Raw genomic sequence first — 26,792 nt, 5'->3', positions numbered from 1 at the left:
TATTATATCCAGCATCTATAATGAATAAGTTGTGCTGTATTATTTTGTGCGGAATAATTTCCTGGGCCACTGTAAGCGCCCAATCCCTGCCTCCGGATGCCCGGAAATTGAAGGAACAATATGAGAACATCCTTTCTTCCATTAATCAGAAATATGAGGCGTCCAAATTGAAAGCCTATCGGGATTCCATGAACAAATATGCCGCGAAGAATGACTTCGCTTCTGCGGCGGAACTGCAGAAAGTCGTGGAATATTTGGAGAACCGCTTGTCAGCCAAAGAACTTGTTGGGAGGGATGAACTGTCCCGGATGGAAAAAGTTTCTCCTAAAGTAGGCGTACAGATGAAGGAAATTCAAGAAGATGTGGCGTCTAAAAGAATGAAGGAAAGGAAAAAGACGGACAAGGCCTACTTGGATGCCCTTCTTAAAATTCAGAAAAAGTACGCCAATCTCGGTAAAATAAATGAAGCGCTGGCCATTCAAAAGGAACTCTCCGCAGTTCGTGTTATTGCCTCTTTTATTGGGCGGTGGAAAACGGTTAAAGGGGATACCGCCGCGAATGAAATTCTTTATTTGAATGATGATTGCTCCGTCTTTTTGGGCAAGGACGGAAAAGAGGTTACTTGGTTGGGCCACAAATCATTCAGGGTATCTCCCCAGGCAGAGAAAACCATTGAGCTGTTGAACGACAAAGGGAACCACAGCGGATCCCTCAAGATGCTTTCCAATTTTGAAATCCAGTCGCCGTCTGGCTGGAAACTGCGCAAAATGAATCCCTGATGAAGAAGGCAGGAGCGTTAAACGTACATTTAATGCTCAGTAACCCAAGCTCCGCAGGCATTCCACCACCTCCCTGACGGGCAGCCCGATTACGTTGTCCGTATCTCCGCGCACGGAGGAAATGATCATCTCCCCGTGTTCCTGGAACGCGTAGGAGCCGGCCTTGTCCATCACATTCACCAGCTCCATGTAGCGGCGGATATCCTCTTCCTTCAGCTCCCGGAACGTCACTTCCGTCAGCACGGCCAAGTCTTTCACTCCCAGGGGGGACCGGATGGAAACCGCCGTGCACACGTGGTGCGTCCGTGCAGAGAGCATCCGGAGCATGGAACGGGCCTCTTCCCCGTCTTCCGGTTTGCCAAGAGGAAGGCCGTCCAGAAAAACGAGCGTATCCGCGCCGATGACGGTGGAATCCGGATGTTCCCGGAATACGGCTTGCGCCTTTGCCCGCGCATTGTGCAGGCAGAGTTCCTGCGGAGGCATGGCGGCGTCCTTCAGCTCCTCCGTATCCCGTACGACGAGGGAGAAAGGCACGCCGGCCTTCGCCAGAAGCTCGCGCCGCCGGGGGGACTGGGAGGCCAGGATGATGGGGGGAAGCATGGAAGGAGAGCCAATAGTTAATATCTATTAACTATTACCTGTTAATTGTTAACTATCTGCTTCCCATAATCCGGTGGAAGGCCTCCGGAGAAATTTCCCGGATGGCCCGGATGATGTTCCTGGAGAATCCGGCCATGCGCTTCCGTACCGTTTCCCGGTCTTCCGCGGATTCAAACTCCATGCCCACCAGGGCGCGGCCCACGCGTTCCCCGGTATAGGTGTAATTGAAGTAGCAGAGGGATGCCAGGTCCGCGATGCGTTCCATGAAGTCAAGAAAGGCTCCGGCGCGTTCCGGAAATTCGATGTGGACGAACAGGGGATGCTGGCACAGCTCCGCCTGGTAGTGAATCATGCGGAAGCGCACGTCGTCGTCCTCGCTGATGTCTTCAAACTCAATGCCCTTCTTCTTCAGCGTCGTGCGGATGGTGTCCAGGTCTTCGTCAGAGGCGGCGATGCCGAACACGGGGTACTGGGTGTTGCCCTCCGTCTTGCCGTACTGCACGTCCACCAGCGTGGTATCCTGCGGGATGTGGCGCAGATACTTGAGCACCTGGCCGCGCTTGGAATCCATGGAGATGCGCAGGTAGCGCGTTTCATGGTTGCCGATGCCCGCCTGGCGGGCGATCTGGGTGAGGTGGGTGAAATCCATGTTGGCTCCCGAAATGACCACGAAGCTCTTTTCCTCCGGCTTCACTTCACCTTCGTTCCATTGTTTCAGGAATCCGGCCAGGCTCATGGCCCCGGAGGGCTCCGGCACTACGCGGGAAGATTCCCACATGGCGCGGATGGCCTGGCAGACTTCGTTATTGGTGACGGTCACGAACTCGTCGATCAGTTCCCGGCAAAGGGGATAGGTCAATTCTCCGGGGATATGGACGGCGGTTCCGTCGCAAAAAACGTCCACGTAATCCAGGTTCACCCGGTGTCCCTGCTCAATGGAGGTTTTCATGGAGGCCTGGTCCACGCCTTCCACGCCGATGACCTTGATGTGGGGCCAGAACTTTTTCAGCCAGCAGGCTACGGAGGCGGCCAGTCCGCCGCCGCCGATGGCGACGTACGCGCGGTCAAAAGGGCCTTCCCCGCTCATCACCACTTCATCCGCCAGCGTTCCCTGTCCGGCCATGGTCACCAGATCGTCATAGGGATGGACAAAAGTGCTTCCGTGGGTTTCCGCGTACTCGTGGGCGGCTGCGGCCGTCTCGTCATAGCAGTCTCCATGAAGCATGATCTTCACATGCCTGCCGCCGTGGCGGCGCACTTCCGTCTGCTTCACTTCCGGCGTGGAGCGGGGCATGAAAATGGTAGCGTGGCAGTTCAGGACGCTGGCCGCCAGGGCCACGCCCTGGGCATGGTTGCCGGCGGAGGCGGCCACAATGCCCTTGTCCCGCGCCTCCTGGCTCAGTGCGGCCATGCAATTGAACGCTCCGCGCCATTTATAGGCCCGGATGGGGCCCAGGTCCTCCCTTTTGGCGTATACCGGGGCCTTGATGCCCGGCAGATTCAATCGTTGAAGAGGAGTCGGTTCGCCAACCGTGTAAACGCGCTGGCGGGCTTGCAGTATTTCCTCGGAAAGACGGTCCGAAAGTATGCTCATGATTGTAATGCTGGCTCCCATTCTACCGGGTTCCGGCCCTCTTTTCCAGTAAAACATTGCCACCGGACTGCCTGTTTCCCAGGTCCTGGACTTTCCGGGCACAAAAAAACCGCCCGGAGGCGGTTGTTTCTTTGAAGCAAGGTGGCGAAGCGGACGGGGCTCGAACCCGCGACCTCCAGCGTGACAGGCTGGCGCTCTAACCGAACTGAGCTACCGCTCCGTGACCTTGGATGCTGTGTTCCTGCCTTGCGGCGGGGACGTGGAGGCTTATACAGGCACTCCCATGGGAATGCAAGACAAGAAATCACTTTTTCCTGCATGCAGGCCGCGCTTGCTGGAATAAGCGGGAGAAATACCCGTGCGGATTTAAAATCCGGAGTCAATGACAATTTTTAATGCCAAGCGCTTTAGGACAATTGAACGGCTTGATGCGTAGGAAGGGAAGAAGAGTGGGAATACCGGCGCCAAGTACGGGCATTATCAATATTTTATTATATATCTGGTCTCATTAAGGAGCATTTCCGGATTTTAAATCCGTTAATTATTACTAACGATATAGTCTGGTATATAATTTATTATTAATTATCAACACGTTACAAAATTATGCGTCCGCATTTGCCCCTCCCTCTCCTGTCCGCTCTTCTGGCCTGTTTCATTTCTCCGTCATGGGCTGCCTATACGTTGACGGGCAACGGAGAAACGACGATATCCTTTGCCGACGACCAGTATACGATTACGCCGCCGGCGGGGGATCCAGTGACTCAGGCGGATTCCCCCGGTGACATCTATTTGACGGATATTACGGAAAGCGGGACCTATGAAGACGGCTATAACCGGGTTCTCAATCTGGAAGGAGGAATTTATACGAAGCTGCAGTTATGGAATGTTGCGGGTACCGCCGGAGGCGTCACCTTGGGAGGGACCAATTCCTTTGTAATCAATATCGGGGCGGGAACGTCCCTGCTGAATACAAATCCTCAATTGATGGGGTGGAGCAATCAGGACCGGATCGTGGCTGCCGACATCACGCTCAATGTGGACCAGAATGCAGGGACGATCAATGGATTCTGCCTGGTGGGGGATGGCAACAAGACGGATGCGTTCCAGACGACAGGGACATACATTGTCAATATCCATGGGGGGGAATGGGCCGGAACTTCGGTTAGCTCGCCTGGCGCCAGGTGGTGCATAGGGCTGGGGCAGGAATCCTTCCGCCATACGGGAGACGTCACATTCACCATTGACGGCGGAACCTTCGCGCAACTGGTAACGGCCGGAACGACACGTGGTGCGGGTCAAAAATCAACCATTCTCGGGAACGTTGCCCTGAATCTGGACGGAGGGACTTTTAACGGCTCCGTGGCCCTTCTGGGAAGAGGCCTCGTCCAGTTGGGAGACGGAACGAATGCGTATACGGCCAAATTGAGAATTGCGGGAGGCCAGTATAATGCGAATGTGTATGGCTTGTCCGATGCGACCGCAGCAGGTTCCGCAGCAAATATTGCAGCCAATTCGTCCGCTTCCATGGAAATCACGGGAGGATCCTTTGCGCAAAGTTTGTTTGCGCAGGGAGTGACGACGACTATCACGGGAGCTACTTTTTCCGGAGACAGAACCAAGAAAATTTTTGCGGGCGCCCGTTTAAGCACGTCAGCCTGGAGCCTTACTGATACCAATATGACGCTGGACCTGGGCAGTGGCACGGTAGCGGCCATGATTGCGGGGGGAAGCTGGGTGGAAACCGGGGAAAGCACGTTCAATATCACAGGTTCCACCAACCTGACCTTCAAGTCCGGGACGTATACAGGCCAGATCTGGGGCGGTTCCTACATTAATGGAACCGCTACGGCTGCCCTTACCGGAAATATTGGTTCCACCAATATCACGATTACAGGGGGTACATTTGACGGAGCGCAAATATCCCTGGGCACGTATGTGGAACGCAACAACACCAGTTCCGCATTGACGATCGGGGAAGCCAACCTTTCCATCAGCGGAGGCACGTTCAACAATGCCGCCATTTATGCGGGCGGCCAGAAGGTCAACGGCACTTCCCTGACCACGGCGCTGGCCAACGTGACCATTACGGGTAATGACGCCGTCTTCACCGGGACGACAACTCTTTCCGGCCAGGGGCGCGGGGATGTGGTCACCAAAAGCGTGCTGAACCTGAACGGCGTGACGAAAGCGGACATGTTCGCCAACGCGACCGTTACCGGGTTTGACGAGATATCCGCCGGAGCGGGCACGGATGCAATCATTGCCAATGCCACGGTTCTGGATGGGCGGAGCGCCTTCACCAAGAGCGGCACGGGCAAGCTTACGCTCAGTTCCTCCGCCGGGTTTGCGAACGCCCTGACGGTTTCCGGGGGAGAACTCAGCTTCGGGCTCGCCGGCGGAGTGGCCTTCGGCAATTCCATCACGATGGGAGCCGGGGCCCGTCTTACCTCTGCGGGTGATATGGCTCTTTCCCCGGCTTCCGGCCTGACGCTGGACCTGACGGGGCTGAATTCCTCCAGCGCTTCCATCATCCAGTCCGGCGGCACGCTTTCCTTCAATTCGGAAGGTACGCTGACCCTGACGATCAGCGGGGTGGACCAGACGATGGAAAACGACTACAAGCTGATTACGGCAGACAGCTTCGGCACGCTGACGGCCAGCAACTTTTCCTTTGATCCCAGCGGTCTTTCCGGCGATTACACTTATGCCCTGGAACTGTCCGGAAACACCCTTTACCTGCGCGTCAAGGCGCTGGGTGAAGCCCTCAACTGGAACGGAGGGGCCGCGGGTACGTGGACGGCAGCGGGAGGCGCAGCCATCTGGCTGGACAAGGATGGGACGGCGGTCGTTTATGATGCCGCCAAATCCGCCAACTTTGAAGACCTGGCAGGCGTGGCCCTCTCCGCCGTCACTATTGACGGGGATGTTTCCTCCGCCCGCCTTACGGTCAACAATGGGGAAACGGCCTATACGTTCACGGGCACGGGAGCCCTTGTAGACGGCGCGAATCCGATGTCCCTCGTTAAACGGGGGGAAGGGGAGATGACCATTGAAAATACCGGGACCAATACGTTCTCCGGCGGCACGACCATCATGGCCGGCACCCTCAACCTGAATGCCGTCCAGGGCCTGGGCACCGGCACGGTGACGCTGAACGGAGGGGAACTGGTGCTGAACACGGCGGGAACGACGGAAGGAACGCTGGGGCTGGTAGCGACCAACAAGCTCATTTTTGCAGGTGGCATTTTCACGTACGGCACGGGGGCCACGCAGGATATTTCCGGCCTCATTGACGCCGCCGCCAGTACCAGGGCCATCCAGGTGAATACGAACGGCAATAATATTGCGTGGGCCACCTATACCCAGGAACTGGGGAACAAGGACATCGTCAAGCTCGGGGATGGCCTGCTGACCGTTAACACGACCCTGGGAGGCACCTTCACCGGTGCCATCACCGTCAGCGGCGGCACGCTTTTCTATGATATCGGGGCCAACAGCGCCACCCGGACCTGGAGCGGAAACATCTCCATCGCGCAGGATGCCACTCTTCAAATCAGGGACAACCGCGCCCATGCCAGCACAATGACGGATACGCTGTCCGGCCGCATTTCCGGGGCCGGTTCCCTGGTGCTGGGGTACAAGGAGGGAGGAGGATTCCCCGGAGGAGGCCGTTATTCCATCAGCGGAGACAACAGCGGTTTTACGGGCACGTTCAAGCTGGTGGGCAACGGCACCAACGCCGCGTGGAATGAAGTGGCCTTTGCGAATGCGGCCGCCTTTGGCAGCGCCAGCCTGGAGCTGGACGGACGCGGCTTTTTTGTCAGTGATTCCACCAATTCCGTCAATGCCGACATTCATGTGAGGGCGGCGGGAAGCTGGCTGAACGGCAATTCCAACCAGACCGTGACGTTCGGGGGCGACTTGACGAGTGACGCCGGGGCCAACCTGGGAACGACGGCTGCAGGCAACCCGACGCTGACCACCATCTTCACCGGAAACCTCACCGGTTTTGTGGGAACCATGCACTCCGGGCAGGGGAATGTGGTTCTTGCCTTTGGCAACGGCGGTGCGGCCGCCACGCTGGGAACGGGCGAATTCATCAAGGCCGTTTCCATGGGAGGGGCCGGAACCTACCGCGTCAACTACACAGGCACGGGCAGTGACCTGCTTTATACCGGCAATGTGATTGATACGGCGGCTCTGGACGTCCAGGGCGGCGACAAACTGGTTCTTACCGGGGCGAACACGTCCACAGGGGAATTGAAGATTGCCCGGAACTCCTCCGTCCAGCTGGGCGACGGGACCGGGGATAACGCCGCCTGGGCCGGAACTGTCACCGGAGCGGGGAGCCTCACCGTCAACACCACGGGTACCTTTGCGGTGGGAGACCGCGCCAATGGCCTGACGGGAACGCTCACGCTGGCCAAGGGTACGCTGGACCTTTCCGACGCGGCGGCCACTACCAACATCCTCATTCAATCCGGTTCGCTGGCGAACGCCGGGAACTATGCGGGAACGGCTGCGAACAAGGTCCATGTCAATGCGGTTGCCGGTTCCGGCAATATCGCCCTGGGCGGCCTGGATGCCGCCGGGCTGGGAACGGTCGTCACCGCCACTGCCGGGACGCAGCTCACCGGGCTCAAGCAGGGTTCCACCTGGACCGTGACCGGCACGGGCAGCAGCCTTGCGGTAGGTGCGGGGAACATTTCCGGAGACCCCTTCACGGGGACGGATTCCCTGATTCAGTTTGAAGGCGCGGGGGACAACCTGGGCAGCATCTCCTTTGGAGACGGCTCCACCCTCACCCTGGACCTCACCAGCGTCATGGATGCCATGAAAACGGCGGGCGGCAATCTGGAAATCCTGCTGACGAACGGCGGCTTTGCGCAGGACCTTGAAACGCTCAAGGGCCACATTGCGGCCAATCCGCTTTTTGCCGCGCTGGGCTTCGGCATTGTAGACGTCAACGGGGGCAGCATCGTCCTCTCCGGTGATACGGACCTGGTTTACGTCTCCTCCGTGGACGGCACGGGCAGTGCGGACAATCCGGTTACGAACCAGTCCCTCAACTTCTACCAGGCCGTGATCGTGGACCAGGACCTTTACGTCCAGTCGGACGGCTCCATGGTGATCAAGAACCTGACCGCGCCGGGAACCAATCCGGGCCAGACGGGAACGGGCAACCTCATTGTCACCAACACGGCGGACAACAAGGGCAGCATCGAATTGCAGAACAACCTTTTCCATGAAGGAACGGGAGTGGACACCGTCTTTGCCGGGAACATCAGCGGCCTGGACGGTGCCGCGGCCAATACGGACCTGGTCAAGACGGGAGCCAACAAGCTCACCCTGTCCGGGAATGTGACGCTGGCCGGAGACATCATTGCGGAACAGGGAACGCTTCAGCTTAACGGCACGGCCAATGTGGAAGCCCTGCGCCTTGATTCCACGGACGCGGGCTCCCTTGCGGTGATCGGCGTGGGAGGCCACACGACGGCCCAGACGCTGGCGTCCGGCGCCAACGGCGGAAAGCTGGATATCGGTTCTTCCGGAACATTGACGCTGACGGGAGCTACCGATGGCCTTTCCCGCACGGAAATCGGCGGAACAGGTACGCTGAACATTGCGGAAGGCGCTTCCCTGGGACTGGCGGCGGACAGCGCGCTTTCCGGCGTGGTGCTGGACCTGGACGGCTCCCTGAGCCTGGCGGCGGACGGCTCTGCCGGTGGCCTGAACGGCGCCGGAGACCTGGAGCTGAACGGGCAGACCCTGCATATTCAGGCGGCTTCCGGCCAAACGCATACGTATGATGGAACGCTGGGGGCCGGAACACTGGATGTTTCCGGCGCAGGCACCCAAGTCCTGCGCAGCTCCGGCGCGGATACCGATCTGACGGTCAGCGGAGGAAACCTGGTTCTCCAGGGCAAGGCGGATGTAGACGGCGCCCATCTCAGCTACGGTAATCTGGTGAACAACGGCAAGCTGGCCATCCAGGCCAGCGACAACGCCCTGACGGCGGTCAACACCACCCTGAGCGTGGAAAACGCCACCTTCGGCAGCGGTTCCACCACCACCTTCACCCTGAATACCGATGCCGACATGACCGCCAGCTTCATCAAGGCTTCCGGAGACATTGTCATTGAAAACGGAGCCGCCTTCCACGTCACGTCAATTCCGGGCGTCAACATCACCTGGAAATCGGGCAATCCGATGGAACTCACGCTGATGGAGCTCACCGGAGCCGGAACGATTGACCTGGGAGAAAATACGCTGACGGTAGGCGGTCTTTTCCTCACCTATTACAAGAATGCCCATCTGGTGCAGGAAGGGGACAAGGTCGTTCTGAAAGCGGAGGAACAAACGGACAATATTTATGCCGGCGTCGCTGACACGGCCAACTCCATGGCGGGCGCCAATCTGATTTGGGAAGCCGCCAGGCACGGTTCCGTGGACCAGGCCGTTACGGACTTCCTGGCCGCCCTCAATGACGACATGGTTAACAATCCCTCCGCCGCCAGGCGTTCCCTGGCCGCCGCCGCGGGCAGCACGGTCACCAGCCTGGGCATCGCCCAGCGGGACGCCCTGCGCGACCAGATGAACTGGATACGCAACCGCACCAACCAGATGGGCGTGAACCCCGCCTACGTCAATGCGGACCTCCCCTACTTCCACATGTGGATGCAGGGCACGGGCTCCTATGCCAAGCTGGACACCAGGGGGGATGAAAGCGGCTACCAGCTCACCACCTGGGGCGGCACCGTGGGCATGGACGTGGACCTCAGCGACCACTTCACCATGGGAGCGGCTTTCACGGCCAACTACGGCGACCTGACGGCCAGCGCGGCGGACTCTGCGGACGGTCATCTGGACAGCTACTACGCCAACCTCTTTGGCCGCTACCAGAACAGGCGCTGGGCGCACACATTGATTCTGACGGGGGGGTGGAACGACGCGAAGCTCAACCGCACGGTCAACTACGGAGCGGGCAGCTACGGCACGCAGGGCAACACCAACGGGTGGGGCTTTGGAGCGATGTATGAACTGACCTACGACGTGTACCTCAATGAAGACAGGAGCAGCATCCTGCAGCCCCTGGTCAACGCCTCGGTAGTAACCACGAGAATGGACGGCTACACGGAAACGGGAGCCGGCAACATGGGCCTGAACGTCGCCAAACAGGAGTTGACGACGGGAACGGTTGCGCTGGGCGGCCGGTGGATGGGCCTTGTAGGCAGCAACATCTTCGGGCGAGAAGCGCTGGCTGAGTTCCGGGTGAACGCGGCCCAGGACATGGGAGACCGCCGCGGAGAAGCCAATGTGGCGCTGCTGGGCAACCCCGGCTTCACGCAGAGAGTCAGAGGAGCGAAGGTGGGAATGACGGCGCTGCAAATCGGAGCAGGGCTGAGCGTGCCGGTAGGAACGCAGGGAACGATCTTCGTGGACGGCAATGCCGACTTCCGGGACGGAGCGAACTCAGTGAACGGAAGTATCGGCTACCGGTATGACTTCTAAGGAGAGTTGAAGTTTGAGAGTGGAGAGTGGAGCGGAGACGCTCTGCTCTCCCGGACCCGCAGGGCCGTTCCGGCATTGTCCGGAACGGCCCTGTTGCGTAAGGAGCGCGGCTTACAGCCGCGTTTTCGTTTAGTTGCCGCATCGGCATGCGGCGTTCCGGCGTCTGTTGGGAAAATACGGGAAGCTCCGTTTTCACTCTTCCAGCAGCCGGCCTCCGTCATGCCATTCTCCAAACATCCTGTTTTCCCGGGTATTCTTCAGGAACTTTTCCAGGCGGCTATGGAACAGCTCCGGCTGGTTTTTCTTAATCTGGATGGTATCCAGGCGCACGTGGCGGTACAGGCGGGGAAAGGCCAGGAAGTTGGAATAAACGCGCGGGTCCTTCTGAAGGGCTTCTAAAATATCCGGATCAATCCGGAACGCCTCCGGGTCCATTTCCGGCAGGCATTTTTCTCCATGGGGGGTCATCAGCCCCAGCCTGGTCAGGCGGCGTACGCGTTCCTTGTTCAGCTCGGACCATTTGCTTTTCCTGGAACGTGGGGTGAGGCGCTGGGCCAGAAAACCGGAGGCTGTCTTCTTGCGGGTGCTGTCAATCCAGCCGAAGCACAGGGCTTCTTCCACGGCGTCCAGGTAAGGAATGGCATGGGGGGAAGGCTTTCTCGTCGTGAGAACCCAGCAGCAGGAGGAGGAACGGTGGTTCTGTTCCAGCCACGTTCTTAATTCCTGCCGTGTGGTGATGGGGAGAAGGTGGTCTATTTCCATGGCGGTTCGGTGAATGCCGCTTCTTTCTGCGGCAGCGCGCAAAAAGAGAAGGTGCGCAGGCCGTTTTTACGAAAGGGCCTTCCGTTGATGCGCCGCGTGTCGGGATGGAGCGGCTTACGGGGTGAGGATACCTTCCCGGAGGCTGCATTTCCAGTACAGGCATGTTTTTCTATTCCATGGCATATTTCCCGGCAGGGGGCCTGCCCTTCCTCCAAGTCCGGGAATCCCTTCACGGCGTCTTTTTTTCTTTCTGCGGACATCCTTTCCCCTCTTTTGCGTAAGGAAGGGCCGGAGACGGTCCTGCGCATGATGGAGTACGGCACCTGTCCATCCTTTCCCCGGAAGAACGGGGAACTGGCCTTCCATGCCGGCGTCTTTTCACCGGAAAGGTTATTGTTCCCGGAGTGGAGGGGCAGGCCGTTCCCGACGTTCTTTTCACTTCCGGCAAAGGGCGGCGGGTTTTGTCCTTGTCAAAACGAATGCCGCCATTATACATGATTTATGAAGAAAAGCGTGTTGCTGGCCGGGCTGGGATTGGTTCTGCTGGCCTCCGTGGTGGTGACTCTTAAAATGGCGTGTGCCGAGGATTCCGTCAACCGTGCCGATACCGCGCGGGAACGGGTAACGCCCGTGCTGAATTCCTTCCTGGGCCTCTGCGGGGCCAAAGTGGGGGATCCTGTATTCCTGCGTGCCGTGAAGGAAGACTCCGTGCTGGAACTGTGGGTGAAGCCGGATAAGGCGGAACGCTACGTGCTTGCCAAGCGTTACCCCATTGCCGCGTGGTCCGGAAAGCTGGGGCCCAAGGAAAAGGAGGGGGACAAGCAGACCCCGGAGGGTTTTTACGAAGTGGAGCCGTCCGGCCTGAATCCCCGCAGCAACTACCATCTGGCTTTCAACATCGGCTATCCGAATGCCTATGACCGCTCCCTGAACCGGACGGGAAGCTTCATCATGGTGCATGGCCGGGACGTTTCCATTGGCTGCCTGGCGATGACCGATCCGGGGATTGAGGAAATTTACACCATGGTGGAACAGGCCCTGATTCATGGGCAGCAGCGCGTTCCCGTGCAGATTTATCCCTTCGTGCCCACTCCGGCGCGTTTATTGAAGGAAAAGAATTCCCCCCACGCCGCTTTTTGGGCGGACATGGCACGCGCGTGGGACTGGACGGAACGGACCCACACCCCGGCCCGGGTGAATGCCGTGGATGGCAGGCTGGTGGTTGTGGAACAATAAAAATCCTCCGGCCGGGGGCCGGAGGATGGGAAAGGTGCGGAAGGAAAGGGGAACGGTTGCCCCTGTTGCCGCGCGTCCGGGAAAGACGTGCCGGAACGCTCTAGACGAGCTGGGCAATCAACTCTTCGCGGTCGCCCGGCAGGAAGTCCATCGGGGCGATTTCCGGCAGCGTGTAGCAGCCGGAGGCCAGTTTCATGCTGGCTCGGGCGCAAGCCACCATGACCTGGGCGGTCAGGGCCGGATTATTGATGCGCATTTCAAACGTGAACATCTGGTTCTGCGTGGAGCCGGAAACGCCCTTGCGTTCCATCAGCACGCCGTGGCCCATGTCCTTCAGCGCGTCGATGTCGGGCACCTGCTGCACGCGGGTGTCGTCATGGCTGAAATAGGAATCGGACTTGATGGCGAACTCCACGTCGGAGAACTTGGCTCCTTCCTTCAGCACCACGTAAACCATGCGGCGGTGCACGCCGGAACCGGTGGGGATGGTGAGGGAAAGGGCGTCCGCCACTCCTTCCTTGGAGCGGGCGACTACGCTGTGGCCCATGCTCATGCCGGGGCCGAAGTTGGTGTACGTAATGCCTTTGGGAGCCATCGCCAGCATCAGGGTGCGGATGACGGAGTCCGTGCCCGGGTCCCAGCCGGCGGAGATGATGGAGACGGCGTCATGCTTGATCGCCTGTGCTCCCAGGGAGCGCCGCAGGTTCACGATGTCCCCGTGGATGTCAAAGCTGTCCACCGTGTTGATGCCGCGGGCGAGCAGGGGCAGAGCCGTTTCTTCCACGCTGCGGGTGGGGGTGCAGAGCAGGGCCGCGTCCACATGGCCCAGGTCCTCCATGCTGCTTGCGGTCTTGATGCCGTGCACGGGTTCGCTGCCGGGGCGGCGGACGATGCCCGCCAGTTCCATATCGGGCGCGGCGCGCAAGGCGTCCACGGCGTATTTCCCGATGTTGCCGTATCCTACAATGGCTACTTTGATCATCTTGGTAGTAAATAGTAATGATTCCGGGAGCGGGGACGGAATGTCCTCCGGATGTTTTCTCCCGTTGACGCATGTTTTTTAAGCGTTGCGGGTGCGCATGGCAAGAACGGAGAATGACAGGAGCGCCTGTGCGGCATCATGAAGGGTTCTTTGAACGGAGTCCGGAGAAATGGAGTCTGACCACTCGGAACTCTTCCAATAAAACGATGAAAAGCAAATTGATTATTCTGAGTATCGCCACCCTTCTTGGGTGTGTTTCCTGCCATACGATCGGCGGAGTAGGCAAGGACGTGGAAGCCGTCGGCAGTGACATTAATTCCGCCGCCCGCTCCACCAGCCGTTCCATGTAAAAAGACTGTGTGTGACCATGGACGAAAACCGCTTCATCCGGATGGATGAAGCGGTTTTCTTTGATGGGCGTGACGCCTTCTTTCCAGCCTCCGGTTTTCCGGCCCCACGGAATGTTCCCGCTCCCTGTAAAAAGGTTTTTTTACGATGTGTGACGGGAGCAATAAAAAGGGCATGCCGTATGCCCGGCATGCCCTTTGAAAAGAAATTAACCTTCCGTTTTTAACGGCGGCGGCGCAGCATCAGGGCCGCCAGGCCCAGAAGGCTCAGGGAGACAGTGGCCGGTTCCGGCACGCCGTTGATGTAGGAGACGTAAATCTTGCCGTTCTCCGTGAACACCTGGTACTTGCCTACGTTTTCAGCGGTCAGTTCCTCGGCGGCGATGTCGTCGCTCTGCGTTCCGCCCGTGATGGTCGTGTTGCTGGTTGCGGCGCTTCCCACTCCGTTGACGAGTTCACGCGTCACGAGCTCAAATGTAGTTCCTTCCGTAATCAGGTCGCCCAGGGAGGCGGAGAAGGCGAAACGGCCCAGATCGGTCTGGTTCGTAAGATTCAGGATGCCGGTCGTGCCCAGGTCCACGAACAAATTGTTGCTGTTGGCGTTCCAGGTAAGCGCGGCAGTGAGGTTCAGCGTGCCGTATACCGTCCAGTTCATGTTCTGGTCGCAGTTGGCTACGATGGAACCGCTCGTTTTGCCGACGGTCAGCGTGGAGCCTTCACCCACGGAGACGGTCGTGCGCTGGAATTTGGTGAAATTCTGAAGGGACACATTGGCTCCGTTGGAAACATTGATGGTGGAGGTCCATCCTTCCACGGTGGTGCCGGGTCCGCATACCACGGTATGGTTGCCGGATACGTTGACCGTGCCCCAGTTGGGATTGACCAGCGGAACATCGGCGCTGGCGCCGCTTTCCGTCTGCCAGTTGGATGCCTGGCTCCAGTCGGTAGAACCGTCAATGGGAGCCCATGTATAAATAGCGGCCTGCGCCGTCATGCAGGAAAAAGCCAGCAGGGAGGAAAGCAGGATCAGAGTTTTCTTCATATGAATGCGATGTGAATTAGAGCTTGAAAGGGAAACTTCCAAGCCCGCGGGAATATGCCGGATTACAAATCCGGGGTCAAGGGCCGATTTTCATATCAAGGAACTTATGCTGCCTGACCGTTGCACTATGGGAGACCGTTTCCGTGTAGGAAGCCTTCCGGAATGAGGAAGCCGGCCCCTGGAACGCCGCAAGCCTTTGCGGCCGTTGAAATATACGTGTCCTGCTAGGACGCACTGATTTTCAGGGAAAAGGATTCGCTGCCGCTCGGGTTGAATACGGATGACCCAAGGACTTGCGGCGCTTCATAAGGCATCGGGACCATTCCATGTTAATCTGTAACGGATTTGTAATCCGCGGGCGGCAGAGCACTCCATGGGGAACCGCCATCCATGAAACGATGGGGGAAACTTTAAATCTTTGCCTCTTTTGAATTAAAAAGAGGCTCCAGGCTGGTGGCCGGATGCTTCTTCCGCTTTACTGCATGGACTCCCTGGTGGCCTGGGAGGCGTTGTCAATTTTGCTGCCCATGGCTTCCACGTCTTTTCCGATTCCGCTGATGGTGTTGCAGGAGGCAAGGCCGAGGGCGGCGGCGAGCGTCAGAAGGGCGAGTTTGGTATTCATCGGTGGAAGAGAGGTTGAAAGCCGCATCCTACCCTGCTTCCGGTTCCTTGTCAATGAGCCGAATGCTTGCCGGAACGCCTCTTTTTCCGGGCATGGGGCTTTCCGGCGGGGAAGAAAGTGGCTGTGCCGAGCCCGGATTCGGAAGTTATGTAAAAAATCTTCGCCGGGGACCTGGCGGCGGGTTATTGATGAAGGCCGCGGGGCCTTCATTCACGGGGGAATCGCTGCGTGGACGGCTGCCGGGAGAAGGGGGTTTTTTCCCCTTGGCTAGATTTCTCCCTCCGGACCGCCTGGAGAACGGCGCAGTTTCCTTTTCAGCGCCAGCCCCGTGCGGACCAGGAAGTAAATGGCCGCGGCGGCCAGCAGAACGGCCGCGACGGGAAGAACGCAGGCCAGCACGGCGACGATAGAGGCGGAAGCCGTTTCCGCCGTGGTGACGACGGAGTTGCCCAGTCCGCCCGTAGCGGCGGAGGCCGCTCCCCGGATGGCGGCCATGCCTCCGTGGATGATGCCTGCCGCTCCGCCTCCGGCAATGGCGGCCAGCCCCCATTTAAGCATGGGGTCCATGCTGCCGATGAAGCCGGCGGCCAGGATGGTTCCCGCAACGATGGCGGCGGGAGCTCCCAGCACGTCCAGCGTGTGGTCGATGACCGGGATGTAGTACGCCGCTATTTCCAGCAGCGTGGCTACGGAGAGGGTGACCAGCGCGGCCGTGCCGCCCAGCCATGCGAATTCCGGCGTCACCGTCAGGAAGCCTCCCCGGATGGCGATGGCGGCTACCAGCAGAGGCACAAAGATGCGGAAGCCGCAGGCCGCTCCCAGCCCGATGCCGAGCAAAACGCCCATGACGGCTTCCATATTCATCTGCGGATCAGTTCAGTTTAACGGTGGTTGCAGTCGTGGCCGCCTGGGTGGCGGCTGCGGGAGCGGCTGCGGCAGGGGCCTTTTTCTCTTCCGTGGATTTTCCCAGGAAGGAGGGCAGTTCCAGCCCCACGCTCTTGCCGAGCTCGTGGAGAGGCAGGGTGTCTTTCACCAGATTCTGCACGAATCCGCCCACGGAGGAATCCCCTCCGTTGCCCATGACGACTACCTTGTCAAATTTCAGGCCCTTGATGGCGCCGGACTGGAGTTCCACGATCTTGGTGAGCTGTTCGGTAATCAGGAGGCTGGAAGCGGCGTCGGACGAGCCTGCCGCCTGTACGATCTGCTGGAAGCCGCGGGCCTTGCCTTCCAGTACGGCTTCAATGGCGGCGGCTTCACCGCGGCCCACCATTTCCATGCCTTCCCCTTCCGCCTTTTTCTTCAGAAGGGTGGCCTGGGCTTCGCCTTCCGCCAGTTGCCGGATGGCTTCCGCTTCCGCCCTGCGCTGGATGAGCAGGGCCTGCGCCTTGCCTTCCTGTTCCAGCTTGAGCACTTCCGCCGTGGCCTGGGCCTGCACTTCGCGCTGGCTCTTTTCAATGCGGGCCGTCACCAGGATGTTGGCCTCCTGCGTGGCGCGTTCGCGTTCGGCGCGCTTTATTTCCGCTTCCTTTTCCGCCTCGTAGGCTTCTTCCAGGGTCTTGGCTTCCTGCACCTTCTGGGCCACTTCCGCCAGCTTCTTGGCTTCCGCCTGCTTCACTTGCAGCTTGGCGGCGGATTCCGCAATCTTGATCTGGGCTTCGTTCTGGCCCTCAATGGCAATGGCGCGGGCGTTCGCCACCTGGACGGTCTGGTCCTTTTCCGCTTCCGCCTTGCCGATTTCCCCGCGGCGCGTTTCTTCCGCCACCTTGATGGTGGCGTCATTGATGGCGCGCGCGGCTGCTTCCTTGCCCAGGGCGCTGATGTAGCCGGAGGCGTCCTGAATGTCCGTGATATTGGCGTTAATGAGGTGGAGGCCCACCTTGTGCAGCTCCACGTCCACGCCTTCCGTAATGCCCTTGATGAGTTTTTCGCGGTCGGAGTTGATTTCCTCAATGGTCATGGAGGCGATCACCACGCGCATCTGGCCCATGATGATTTCCGCAGCCAGGTTGCGGATTTCCTCCCGGGAGCGGCCCAGCAGGCGTGCGGCGGCGTTCTGCATGATTTCCGGCAGGGTGGAGATGCCCACGATGAAGGAGGAGGGGACGTCCACGCGGATGTTCTGGGAGGAGAGGGCGCCCTGGAGGGGCACGTCAATGTTGATGGGGTTCAGGTCCAGGTAGCTGTAGGACTGGAGGACCGGAAGCACGAAGGTGGAACCGCCGTGGTAGCATTTGGCGGGCTGGCCCGTGCCCACCTTGCCGAAGACGATGAGGATTTTGTCCGGCGGGCACATGCGGTAGCGGCTGAACAGCCAGGAGGCCGTCAGGATGATGAAGAGAACCAGAATGGCGATAGGGATGATTTGGTCCATGGTATTGGATGGGGTGTATGGTTGGGTTTATTGGTTAATGAAGAGGTTTGACGGTGACGACGCCTGCCGTGACGGCGACTACTTCCACCGGGGTTCCTGCGGGCAGGGATTCCTCCCCTTCCTGAACGGCGGGGAGGTACAGAAGCTGGCTGGGATGGGCGATCGTCACCTGTCCGCCGCGTTCAAGCCTGCCGGGAATGCTGATGTAAACGGTGCCGTGCATGCCCTTGAGGGTTTCATAGTTCAGGGTGCCGTCTGATTTGAGGCTCATGATGAAGCGCATGGAAAGGCCGATGATCAGGAACATCAGCACGCCGGTGAAGAAGGCCGATGCCAGGGAGGCGGCCATTCCCCAGCCCAGGCCCTGGGCGAGCACGCCGCCCCAGCCGAAGCCCAGGAAGAAGCCGATGCCGGATTTAATGGACAGCAGGCCCACGTCCGCGCCGCCGGCGTCCGCGTCAAAGTCCAGGTCATGTTCCCCCAGCCCGAACAGGGACAGGAGAAACAGAAGCGCTCCCACGCCCGTCGCGGCCACGGCGATGATGAAGAAAATGGAGTAATCAGTCATAGGGTAGATTGATTGCCGGGAGTATCCATGTTTGGAGCCCGCTTGTCTATGGAAAAAGGAACGGCGGCCGGATATTCCGGCCTATTTCATTTCCACCACGGCTTTTTCCCCCTTCTTGAGCTCCAGTTCCCGGAGCAGGAGGAAGTCGTTGGTCAGCAGGCCGGCCTTCTCCACGGGAGTGGCGGTTTCTCCAATGGTGACGGTGGCCTTTTTAGCGGTGATCCTGTTGGGGAACCAGACGCCCAGGCGCGCCTTGGCGTCCTTGTTGGCCGTGACGGTGAAGCCCTTGGCGGCGTCCGCGGGGTCGTTCCACTCAATATGCCACGGGGACGGAGCGCGGGATTCGTCCAGGCGCGCCGTCCAGGCGGGATCCCCGTAAAAAGCCACGGTATCCCGGTCATGGATGAGGCCCATCTGGTCCTTGCCCATGCCGTAGCCGGCGGAGTTCATGCCCTTGGCAAAGTCCGGGTCGTCCTTGATGCCGTTGATGTCCGGCGCGTTAAAGTTGACGTTCATGAGCTTGGGGAAGCGGGTCATGGTTTCGTCCAGAATGAACTGGTTGTTCAGGTACCAGGCTTCCGCCAGGCTGGAGGCGTCATGGTTGCTGAACAGGAGTCCCAGCGTTCCCCAGCCGCCCTTGCCGTACCAGGAGGGGACGGTGTAGCCCACCAGCTGGTTGAAGCCGTAGTGGCTCAGGGCGGTGACGGCCATGGAATTCTTCGTTTTTTTAGTGTCCCCTACCAGGCAGTTCCCCGCGGCTACCCAGACAGCAGGAACCGGCTTGATTTCAATCTCCGGAGCCTTGATTCTCTCAAGGAAGGAGAGCAGGTCGTCCTCCTTCCCGTTGAAGATCGCACCGCGCAGGAAGGTGGTGAATTCCTTGAACTGCTTTTTGTCCAGCACGTGGAACCGGTTGTTGCCGGAGACGATGATCCCCTTGCCGAAAGGCATTTCCAGATTGAACTGGGTGGCGTGGGAGGCCGTCACAAAGAGCTGGGGAGCGTAAAGTTCCCAGTATTCCACGAGCTTGGGCGTCACGCCCAGCGTGGTTTCATCCCCGCGGTCCTGTTCCTTCAGGCCCTTTACGTAAAAAGCGGGCGTTACCTTGCCCTTGGAATTGTGCTGTTCCAGGTACTGGAAGGGCTGCCAGTCCGTGATGCTCATGCTGTCGGTGAAACGGGAGGCGTCCACGTTGGTGGTTCCCATGGAGCGGCTGATCACGAGCGGCTGCGTTTCAGAGGCTATCCTCATGGCGTCCTGCGGGGTGTAGCCCGTGACGATGCCCCAGATGCAGTCCCCGTACGGGTCGTCGTCCAGGCGGCGGGTCAGGCGGTGGAGGTCATTGACCAGCACCCGGTCTATTTCCTCCGGGCGCGCGACCACGGCCATGAAGCGGGGGGCCATTTTCTTGAGCGTGTCCAGCTTGGCGAACATGGAGTCCTTCACGGTGACGATGGAGCCTCCGTGCTTTTCAGCCAGCTTGTCCGCCACGGCCTTCCATTCCGGCATGGCGGCGGTTTCCTCGGAGATGATGATGGCGTAGTCATTCTTGCCGGAGTCTTTTTTTATGGTTTTCACGGCAGTGGCGTGAATGCAAAAAGCCGCCGTGGAGACGGCGGCCTGGGTGGCATCGGGTTTATCCGCCTGCTTTTCAGCAGGCGGAGCTTCCGCGGCCGGATGGTCCGGCAGGATGTTCAGGTTGAGATGTTCTCCCTTGCCGAAGATGTCTTTGGCAAGCTTGTTGACCTCTTCCACGGTGATGGCTTTCACGTCCGGAATGCTTTCCCTCTGCTGGGCCAGCCGTTCCGGTTTGGCCTGGGAATCCCTCAGCACGGAGGTCCAGTAGCCGTTGTCGCGCTGGGCGCGGTCCATGGAGTTGAGAATGGGGTTGCGGGCGCGGTCCAGTTCCTCCTGGGTGACGTTCCCCTTGCCGAGGTCGTCCGCAATCCTGGCAATCGCATTCCGCACGGCATCCTTGTTGCGCATCACGCCGGAGCTGAGGGTGATGATGTAGCCGTCGTCCGGGTAGGTTTCACTGATGTTGAGCCCGGTGGAGGGGGAGTAGGTTTCCCCCATGTCTTCGCGCAGGCCCTTGAACACGCGGTCATAGAAGACGGCCTTGAGCATGTTCAGCCTGCGGGCCAGCTTCTTGTCTTCTCCGCCGGGCGTTTTCCAGAAGAGGCAGACCAGCGTCTTGTCAATGGAGGAATCATAGGTCAGGTCCTTGGAGAAGTTGAAGTCCGCCATGGCAGGGTGGCGCAGTTTTTCATCCAGCTTCGCAGGGGCGTCCGCACGTTTGGGCACCGCGCCTACGGTGCGTTCCAGCAGGGGAATGATGTCTTCCGTCTTGAAGTCCCCCGTGACGGTCACTTCCATGTAATTGTTCTTCAGGGGGGCGTCCACCCAGTCCTGCACGTCCTTGACCTCATAGGAAGCCAGTTGTTCCTGCGCGGGGAAGGTGAAGCGGGGATTGTTCTTGTACAGGATGGCGGGCACCTGCATCTTCATGGCTCCCTGAACCTCATGGTTCAGCTTGTTGTAAAGCATGGGGATGGCGCGGCGGAGCAGGGTGACGCCGTCCTGGCGGTAGCCGGGGTACATCAGGTAGGCCGTCTGGAGCTGGAGCTGCGTTTCCAGGTCTTCCTTGCTGGTATTTCCGGAGAGCAGGAAGGAGCGGTCCGTCATGGAGAAGCCCACGCCGACTTTCTTGCCTGCCATGATGGCGGCCAGTTCGTCGTTGGAGTGGTCCTTCAAGCCGCCGCCGTTCATCACGGCGCCCGCAAAGAGTTCCAGCCCGGAGGCTTTTTCCGGCCTGCTCAGTTCCCCGCCGTCCACGGCAAAGGTGATGTTGATGGAATCCTTGTCGAACTCCGTGGGCTTCAGGTTGACGCGCACGCCGTTGGAAAGGGTGAGCTGGGTGACTCCCAGGTCAGCGGCTTCCGCGCGGGCCGCCACCTTGCCGGGTTCCCCGAATTTGTAGGAGAAGTCCTTCCGGCTGTCCGCCTGGTAGGGCTCCACCTTGGAGGCCCGGGCGTCCTGGTACGTCTTCATGATTTCAGCGCTTCCCTGGGCGTTTTCCTTGTTGGAGGTGACGATCACGCGGGGGAAGGCTCCGGTCCAGGCTTCCTTCAGAGCGGCCTGGCATTGTTCGGGCGTCAGGTTTTCCACGACTTCCCTGGAGATGGCCCAGTCTTCCTGCGGCGTGGTGAAGACCTTGTCCTGCGCGGCGCTCTGGGCGATGGCGGAGGCCACGTCTTCCGACTTGACGGTGGGCCAGGATTTGATGGCGTTTTCCGCGGCGGCAGTGATGTTGCTGCGGGCTTCCGCCAGTTCCTCCTTGTTGAAGCCGAATTCGATGGCCCGGCGCAGCTCCTGTTCAATGGCGGTCAGGGCCGGCTTCCAGTTCTTGTAGTCCGCCTGGGTCTGGATGGCGTCCACTTGCGCCGCTTCCATCACGTCCATGCGTCCGCCTTCCGCGGAAATGAAGGGGCAGTCCGCATTCTTCGCCATCTTTTCCAGACGGCGGTTCAGCATGGCGTAAGCCACGTTGAGGGGAATGTCCTCGTTGCGGTTGGCGACCGTGTCCGGCTTCTTCACGTAGGGACGGGCGATGTTGACACTGACTTCCGTGCTGGTGGCCTCCTTGTTGGTGATCCAGTGGGCGGTGGTTTCCGTGGCCGTCTTGAGCGCGCCCCGGTCCGTCTGGAAGGAGTAATTGTCCTTCTTCATGGAGCCGAAGTATTTTTCCACCCAGGCCTTGCCCTGTTCCGGCGTGATGTCCCCGGCGATGACGAGCTGCATCTGGCTGGGGACGTAATGGGTCTGATAGTAGTTTACAAATTTTTCCCGCGGCGCGGTACGGATTACTTCCAGCGTGCCGATGGGGTAGCGGTCGGGAATCCTGGTGCCGTCAAGCATGATGGAGAAGACCTCCTTCATGACCCGGTAGCCGGCGGAATCCCGCGCCTTGTATTCACTGGTGATGATGCCGCGTTCCGCGTCAATGGCGCTTTCCTCCAGCAGGGCTCCGTCCGCAAAATCCCTCATGATGGTGAAGGCCAGGTTCACGGTGGACTCCTTTATGCTGGGCACGTCCATCATGTACACGGTTTCGTCAAAGGCGGTGTAGGCGTTCGCGTCCCCGCCCAGGCCCAGGCCTTCCTTCTGCATGGCGGGAATCATTTCCCCGCGCTTGAAATGCGTGCTTCCGTTGAAAACCATGTGTTCCAGGAAGTGGGAGATGCCCTGGATGTCGTCCGTTTCATTCAGGGAACCCGTGTTGACGCGCAGGCGGATGCTGAACCGGCCCTTGGGCTCCGCGTTCGGGCGGATGAAGTAGGTCAGCCCGTTGGGGAGCTTTCCCTTGATAAGCCGGGGATCCTGCTTGGGAATGCCTGCCGCCGGTTGGACAGCGGCGGCCTGGGCCTTGTTTTCTGCTGCGGCTTCGGCCAGCGAATGGGCCGGGAGTAGGCACGCGGCAGCCAGAATGGAGGTGATGGTAAATGCCTTCATGGAAAAATACTGCCCTCTTGTTTCACACGATTTTCCGGGCAAGTCAAGCGGCCTTCTCTGCATAAAAGCGGTGAATTTCCGGAGAACCTCCGGAAACGGAAGCCATATCAAAAGGATGAGGAAGGCATCCATTCATCCCGCGGGCGCGGCTCTGAAATTCCGCAGATGCGGTCCACGCAGCGCTCCCACGCCTCCCGGCCCTGGTAGATCTCCACCTCAATGCGCAGGAAGTAAATGGGAACCTCCGGGTCTTCCTCCGGTTTTTCCAGCCGCACGGCGTCCTTCTCCGTGGTCACGATCATGTCCATGGCCCGGTCCGCGCAGCGGTCGTAGAACTCCTGCAATTCCGCTTGTTCAAACCAGTGGTGGTCCGGGAACCTGCGGCAGATTTCCACGTGGGCGCCCAGGGAGCGCAGGGAATCCTCAAAGCTTTCCGGGCGCGCGATGCCGCTGAGGCACGCCACCCATTTCCCCTGGAGGGCCTCCAGGGGAAGCCGTTCCCCCGTGAACACGTTTTCCAGGTACCGGGGGCCGTGGTCGCTCACGATGATGTCCGCCACGGGATTGTACTTCCTGATGGCGGCGATCAGCTCATCCTGGGGCTTGCCGCCGCATTTGGTCAGAACGATGTAGCTGGCGCGCGCCAGGCTGCCCCTGGGCTCACGCAGGGTGCCGCGCGGGAGCATGGCCCCGGTGCCGAAGGGCGCGCCGCAGTCCACCAGCACGATGTCCAGTTCATGAGCCAGTTTCAGGTACTGCATGCCGTCGTCCAGCAGCAGGGTGTCGCACCCCAGGTGTTCAATGGCGAAGATGCCGGACTTGATGCGGTTCTTGTCCACCAGAACCGCCACGCCGTCCAGGTTCTTGGCAAGCATGAAGGGTTCGTCCCCGGAATGCAGGGGGCCCAGGTAGCGCGTTTCCCCGTCGCTGGCGATCTTGGGCAGGTTTTCCGGCTGGCGGCCGTCCTTGTCCTTCCACTCCTGGGGCTTGTCTAGGTCCGCGCTTTTGTAGCCGCGGGTCAGGATGGCTACCTTGCGGCCGCGCTGGGTGAGGGTGCGGGCCAGCAGTTCCACCACCGGAGTCTTTCCGGTGCCCCCCACGGTGATGTTCCCCACGCTGACCACCAGCGTTCCCAGCCTGGCCTGCTTCGCGATGCTGGAGTGGAACAGGTACAGCCGCGCCAGCACCACCAGCCTGAACAGCCAGGAGGCCCCGCGCAGGACCATGCGCATCATGGAGGCGCGGAACCCCTTGGCCCGACCGAAGATGACTTCCGTCCCCCACTCTTCAAACTCTTCCGATCTGGATTTCATGATAAGCCCGGCGGCGCGCCTGGAAACTCCGTCAGTGGAGGATGCGGTGGCAGCTGTCGCAGTAAACGGTTTCGTGGCCGCCCAGCACCTTCATGCGGGCGTTGTCCGTAATGACCATGTGGCAGCCGCCGCAGTGGCCTTTTTCATCCATCGGCACAATGACCGGGACTCCCTTGCTTTTGGTCATCCGTTCGTATTCCCCCAGGGAATCCTCCGGAACGGCGGCGGCCAGGTCCGCGCGTTCCGCATTCAAGTGGTCCAGAAGCTCCTTGTCCGTTTCCGCCGTCCGGTCAAAGCGGGCCAGCGTTTCCTCCATCTCGCGCTGGGCGTCCCGCGCGCGCCGGATTTTCTGCTCCATATCCGTTTTCGCGGTTTCCAGGCGTTCCATCAGCTCCAGCTCGGAGGTTTCCAGGGCGTCAATGGCGGCTTCCGTCTTCTCCACCTCCTGAATGCACATCTGGTATTCCTCGTTTTTCCGGGTGTTGGACTGGAGGGTTTTCATCTTGCCGATGTAGGCGCGCTTGGTTTCAACGGCGGCTTCCACGTCCCGTATGCTCTTCTCAACGCTCGCGACTTCCTGCTTGGCGGCCAGGGCCTTCTGCTTGATGGCCTCCATCTGGCGCAGGAGGCGCGTTCTCTGTTCCGGCAGGGAGGCCAGCTCCTTCCGGAGTTTGGAGATCCGCACATCTTTTTCCTGAAGGATCAGCAACTGGTCTAAATCGGCATGATTCATCGCTTGCTACCTTAGCATGCCCCGGCGGGACGGGAAAGATTTTTTCTCGGCCCCGGGGCGGCGGCCCTTCCGTCTTTTTACGGTACTGGGGAGCGGCCTCCCGTGTTTCGGGGGAAAGGAGGTTTTCCTGAGAAACGGCCTCCCGTTTCCCGCTGAGTATTTCAAGCAGGGCCTTCTGCTGCGCCGGAGTGCCGCCCTGTGCGGGCGGCGGCATGGAAAGTTCCGCATACTGCCGCGCAAGTTTGTCTTTCTTCTGCCGGTTCTGCCAGAAAAGGAAGGCGCACACGGCAAGCACGCAGGCGCAGGCGGCTGCCAGGACCGTGTATGAATGGCGGTTGGAGGGCATGACGGGAGAGACTAGCCGTGCATTGTAGAGAAAGACGCTCCCCTGTTCCAGGTAAATCAACAACGGGCAAAAGAAAGTCTGCCGTGCCGCCATGGGGGCGGAAGCCTTCCGCGGCTGTTCCGGCGGCTCTTAAAACGTCAGGATGGTTTGGAGCCGGAAGACGCTGGCGTTTCCGGTGTCGTCCCGGCCCGCGGGGTTGGAAATCCACAGCAGGGAGGGCTGGATCAGGAACCAGGGAGTCACGGAAATGTTATAGTGGCATTCCATCACCACTTCCTTTTTGCTTCTGGAACGGCCTTCCGCCATGCTCCCGTCGTCCGGGCGGGTCACGGCCAGGGCAATGCCGAACTGGTTGGCTTCCCCTTCCTCGCAGACGCCCAGGTGCTGGAGAGGCTGGCTGCAAACGAAGCCGCCGGACCATTGGACGGCGGCGCCGCAGAAGTTGTCCCGCGTGGAATCGCTCCAGCCCGCGCGGCAGAAGGCCTTCCACGGGCTGCCGCCAAGCTGCTGCTCCACGTTCAGGGCGATGCCGGCCACGGTGTGGAGGTTCTTCCTTTCCTCCCCGTCCGGCAGTTCGTTGATGCGGGCCATGAAGGGGGTGAGCTTGACGGCGCCGGAATCATGCACCCACGCCAGTTCCGCCAGGATGTTGAAATTCTTGCCGTCCGTGTGTTTCAGCGGGGAGGCGTTCTGGGGGCAGCTGGTGAAGTTGCCGCCCAGCATGGCGTACCACTGCTCGTGGAACTGGTGCTGGAAGATGACGCCCAAGTTGGAATCCGCCATGGGAATCACCTGGTTGTTGACGAAGGGGGAGGCGCAGAACTGGCCGAAGGAGGAATTGGCGTAGCTGTTGGTGTCAAAATAATTCGTCTGGTTCACCACGCCCGCGATTATGGCGCTTTTTCCCCGGTTGAAGGTTTGCAGGAGCGCTATTTCCGGCAGGAAGAAGATTCTTTCCCCGAAGATGTCCGTATGCGTGTCTCCCGTCAGGCCGATGGCGTCATTCATGTTGCCGCCCCTCCACGTCTTTCCGGTCAGCGCAGTGGAGCCTGAAAGCTCCAGTTTCAGCCACGTTTCCCGGTTGCTGGGCGCCTGGATGAGGCGGTAATTGGCGTGTGCGTGCAGCAGGTACCAGAGCTGGGTGCCGGGCTTGTCCGGAGCCGGGTGGTGGATGGAGTTGTAGGAAAAGGCGTTTTCCACCAGGAATTCCAGTCCCGCGCGGTGCGCTTTGGAGTGGAGGCCGGTCAGGGCCTGCGTAAGGGAATCGTTGGGGATGGGGGCCGTCTCGTCCCCGTAATCCCCGCCCAGCAAATTGATGTCCGCCAGCAGGTGGGCCGGAGGTTCCGGCTGGTCCGGGCGGAGCATTTCGGTTCCTGCCTGTCTGCCCTGGGCGGCGAAGGCTCCCAGAAGGCCGAGGATGATGAGGGGACGGTACATGTTGTCAGGTGAATAGGTAAGTGGTGCAGGGGG

At 59.8% G+C, this 26,792-nt stretch carries 17 protein-coding genes and 1 tRNA gene; 4 read left to right on the top strand and 14 right to left on the bottom strand.

Annotation, left to right across the window (positions count from 1 at the left end; all coding sequences use genetic code 11):
• The first annotated feature begins 188 nt into the window (after positions 1-188).
• On the top strand, positions 189-779 hold the full coding sequence (locus J5W70_RS03270) for a hypothetical protein (RefSeq protein ID WP_146018111.1): 591 nt from the start codon (positions 189-191) through the stop codon (positions 777-779).
• Positions 780-815: 36 nt separating this feature from the next.
• On the opposite strand, the gene J5W70_RS03265 is transcribed toward J5W70_RS03270, so the two are convergent.
• From J5W70_RS03265 to J5W70_RS03255, 3 genes are all read right to left on the bottom strand, one after another.
• Positions 816-1,379, bottom strand: a complete 564-nt coding sequence (locus J5W70_RS03265) for a Maf family protein (RefSeq protein ID WP_022397641.1) — start codon at positions 1,377-1,379, stop codon at positions 816-818.
• 52 nt (positions 1,380-1,431) lie between these two features.
• Positions 1,432-2,973, bottom strand: coding sequence for a pyridoxal-phosphate dependent enzyme (locus tag J5W70_RS03260; protein ID WP_180970910.1), 1,542 nt, complete (start codon positions 2,971-2,973; stop codon positions 1,432-1,434).
• Positions 2,974-3,115: 142 nt separating this feature from the next.
• Positions 3,116-3,193: transfer RNA gene (locus J5W70_RS03255), tRNA-Asp, on the bottom strand.
• A 383-nt stretch (positions 3,194-3,576) separates the two neighbouring features.
• Between J5W70_RS03255 and J5W70_RS03250 the strand changes: the two genes are divergently transcribed.
• Positions 3,577-10,485 (top strand): autotransporter-associated beta strand repeat-containing protein, encoded by a 6,909-nt coding sequence (locus tag J5W70_RS03250; protein ID WP_215841936.1) that lies wholly within the window; start codon positions 3,577-3,579, stop codon positions 10,483-10,485.
• Positions 10,486-10,677: 192 nt separating this feature from the next.
• Here the strand turns inward: J5W70_RS03250 and J5W70_RS03245 are convergent, their stop codons facing one another.
• Positions 10,678-11,247: a YdeI/OmpD-associated family protein gene (locus J5W70_RS03245; protein ID WP_022397638.1), complete on the bottom strand. Its 570-nt coding sequence runs from the start codon at positions 11,245-11,247 to the stop codon at positions 10,678-10,680.
• Between the two features lie 501 nt (positions 11,248-11,748).
• Between J5W70_RS03245 and J5W70_RS03240 the strand changes: the two genes are divergently transcribed.
• Complete coding sequence (locus tag J5W70_RS03240; protein WP_022397637.1) at positions 11,749-12,483, top strand: L,D-transpeptidase family protein; 735 nt, start codon at positions 11,749-11,751, stop codon at positions 12,481-12,483.
• A 100-nt stretch (positions 12,484-12,583) separates the two neighbouring features.
• Here J5W70_RS03240 and J5W70_RS03235 read toward each other — a convergent pair whose 3' ends face one another.
• Entirely contained in the window at positions 12,584-13,465 is an 882-nt protein-coding gene (locus tag J5W70_RS03235) for a diaminopimelate dehydrogenase (protein WP_022397636.1), read from the bottom strand.
• Between the two features lie 206 nt (positions 13,466-13,671).
• On the opposite strand from J5W70_RS03235, the gene J5W70_RS03230 reads away from it, so the two are divergent.
• Positions 13,672-13,815: an entericidin gene (locus J5W70_RS03230; protein ID WP_102722172.1), complete on the top strand. Its 144-nt coding sequence runs from the start codon at positions 13,672-13,674 to the stop codon at positions 13,813-13,815.
• A gap of 220 nt (positions 13,816-14,035) precedes the next feature.
• Here the strand turns inward: J5W70_RS03230 and J5W70_RS03225 are convergent, their stop codons facing one another.
• From J5W70_RS03225 to J5W70_RS03185, 9 genes are all read right to left on the bottom strand, one after another.
• Complete coding sequence (locus J5W70_RS03225) at positions 14,036-14,854, bottom strand: PEP-CTERM sorting domain-containing protein (RefSeq protein ID WP_022397634.1); 819 nt, start codon at positions 14,852-14,854, stop codon at positions 14,036-14,038.
• Between the two features lie 475 nt (positions 14,855-15,329).
• A complete protein-coding gene (locus tag J5W70_RS03220; protein ID WP_022397633.1) occupies positions 15,330-15,476 on the bottom strand; it encodes an entericidin A/B family lipoprotein in 147 nt (48 codons plus the stop codon).
• 267 nt (positions 15,477-15,743) lie between these two features.
• The gene (locus J5W70_RS03215; protein ID WP_102722175.1) at positions 15,744-16,340 is read right to left on the bottom strand and encodes a DUF4126 domain-containing protein; all 597 of its coding nucleotides are present in this window, start codon (positions 16,338-16,340) and stop codon (positions 15,744-15,746) included.
• 7 nt (positions 16,341-16,347) lie between these two features.
• Positions 16,348-17,850, bottom strand: coding sequence for a flotillin family protein (locus J5W70_RS03210; protein ID WP_022397631.1), 1,503 nt, complete (start codon positions 17,848-17,850; stop codon positions 16,348-16,350).
• 34 nt (positions 17,851-17,884) lie between these two features.
• Positions 17,885-18,418 (bottom strand): hypothetical protein, encoded by a 534-nt coding sequence (locus J5W70_RS03205; RefSeq protein WP_022397630.1) that lies wholly within the window; start codon positions 18,416-18,418, stop codon positions 17,885-17,887.
• An 81-nt stretch (positions 18,419-18,499) separates the two neighbouring features.
• Positions 18,500-22,930, bottom strand: coding sequence for a M16 family metallopeptidase (locus tag J5W70_RS03200; RefSeq protein WP_022397629.1), 4,431 nt, complete (start codon positions 22,928-22,930; stop codon positions 18,500-18,502).
• Positions 22,931-23,037: 107 nt separating this feature from the next.
• Positions 23,038-24,243: a tetraacyldisaccharide 4'-kinase gene (lpxK, locus tag J5W70_RS03195; RefSeq protein ID WP_022397628.1), complete on the bottom strand. Its 1,206-nt coding sequence runs from the start codon at positions 24,241-24,243 to the stop codon at positions 23,038-23,040.
• 31 nt (positions 24,244-24,274) lie between these two features.
• On the bottom strand, positions 24,275-24,976 hold the full coding sequence (locus J5W70_RS03190) for a zinc ribbon domain-containing protein (protein ID WP_022397627.1): 702 nt from the start codon (positions 24,974-24,976) through the stop codon (positions 24,275-24,277).
• A gap of 475 nt (positions 24,977-25,451) precedes the next feature.
• The gene (locus J5W70_RS03185) at positions 25,452-26,759 is read right to left on the bottom strand and encodes a carbohydrate porin (RefSeq protein ID WP_022397626.1); all 1,308 of its coding nucleotides are present in this window, start codon (positions 26,757-26,759) and stop codon (positions 25,452-25,454) included.
• Between the last annotated feature and the right edge of the window lie 33 nt (positions 26,760-26,792).

This window comes from Akkermansia massiliensis, from assembly GCF_018847375.1.
GTDB classification, from domain to species: Bacteria; Verrucomicrobiota; Verrucomicrobiia; order Verrucomicrobiales; family Akkermansiaceae; genus Akkermansia; species Akkermansia massiliensis.
The sequence above is the reverse complement of the archived record's forward strand: the minus strand, read 5'-3'. Positions and strand labels throughout refer to the sequence as shown.

Excerpts from the sequence above, each read along its gene's own strand:
- J5W70_RS03270 (WP_146018111.1), top strand. The coding sequence starts at position 189 with ATGAACAAATATGCCGCGAAGAATGACTTCGCTTCTGCGGCGGAACTG.
- J5W70_RS03265 (WP_022397641.1), bottom strand. The coding sequence starts at position 1,379 with ATGCTTCCCCCCATCATCCTGGCCTCCCAGTCCCCCCGGCGGCGCGAG.
- J5W70_RS03260 (WP_180970910.1), bottom strand. The coding sequence starts at position 2,973 with ATGAGCATACTTTCGGACCGTCTTTCCGAGGAAATACTGCAAGCCCGC.
- J5W70_RS03250 (WP_215841936.1), top strand. The coding sequence starts at position 3,577 with ATGCGTCCGCATTTGCCCCTCCCTCTCCTGTCCGCTCTTCTGGCCTGT.
- J5W70_RS03245 (WP_022397638.1), bottom strand. The coding sequence starts at position 11,247 with ATGGAAATAGACCACCTTCTCCCCATCACCACACGGCAGGAATTAAGA.
- J5W70_RS03240 (WP_022397637.1), top strand. The coding sequence starts at position 11,749 with ATGAAGAAAAGCGTGTTGCTGGCCGGGCTGGGATTGGTTCTGCTGGCC.
- J5W70_RS03235 (WP_022397636.1), bottom strand. The coding sequence starts at position 13,465 with ATGATCAAAGTAGCCATTGTAGGATACGGCAACATCGGGAAATACGCC.
- J5W70_RS03230 (WP_102722172.1), top strand. The coding sequence starts at position 13,672 with ATGAAAAGCAAATTGATTATTCTGAGTATCGCCACCCTTCTTGGGTGT.
- J5W70_RS03225 (WP_022397634.1), bottom strand. The coding sequence starts at position 14,854 with ATGAAGAAAACTCTGATCCTGCTTTCCTCCCTGCTGGCTTTTTCCTGC.
- J5W70_RS03220 (WP_022397633.1), bottom strand. The coding sequence starts at position 15,476 with ATGAATACCAAACTCGCCCTTCTGACGCTCGCCGCCGCCCTCGGCCTT.
- J5W70_RS03215 (WP_102722175.1), bottom strand. The coding sequence starts at position 16,340 with ATGAATATGGAAGCCGTCATGGGCGTTTTGCTCGGCATCGGGCTGGGA.
- J5W70_RS03210 (WP_022397631.1), bottom strand. The coding sequence starts at position 17,850 with ATGGACCAAATCATCCCTATCGCCATTCTGGTTCTCTTCATCATCCTG.
- J5W70_RS03205 (WP_022397630.1), bottom strand. The coding sequence starts at position 18,418 with ATGACTGATTACTCCATTTTCTTCATCATCGCCGTGGCCGCGACGGGC.
- J5W70_RS03200 (WP_022397629.1), bottom strand. The coding sequence starts at position 22,930 with ATGAAGGCATTTACCATCACCTCCATTCTGGCTGCCGCGTGCCTACTC.
- lpxK (WP_022397628.1), bottom strand. The coding sequence starts at position 24,243 with ATGAAATCCAGATCGGAAGAGTTTGAAGAGTGGGGGACGGAAGTCATC.
- J5W70_RS03190 (WP_022397627.1), bottom strand. The coding sequence starts at position 24,976 with ATGAATCATGCCGATTTAGACCAGTTGCTGATCCTTCAGGAAAAAGAT.
- J5W70_RS03185 (WP_022397626.1), bottom strand. The coding sequence starts at position 26,759 with ATGTACCGTCCCCTCATCATCCTCGGCCTTCTGGGAGCCTTCGCCGCC.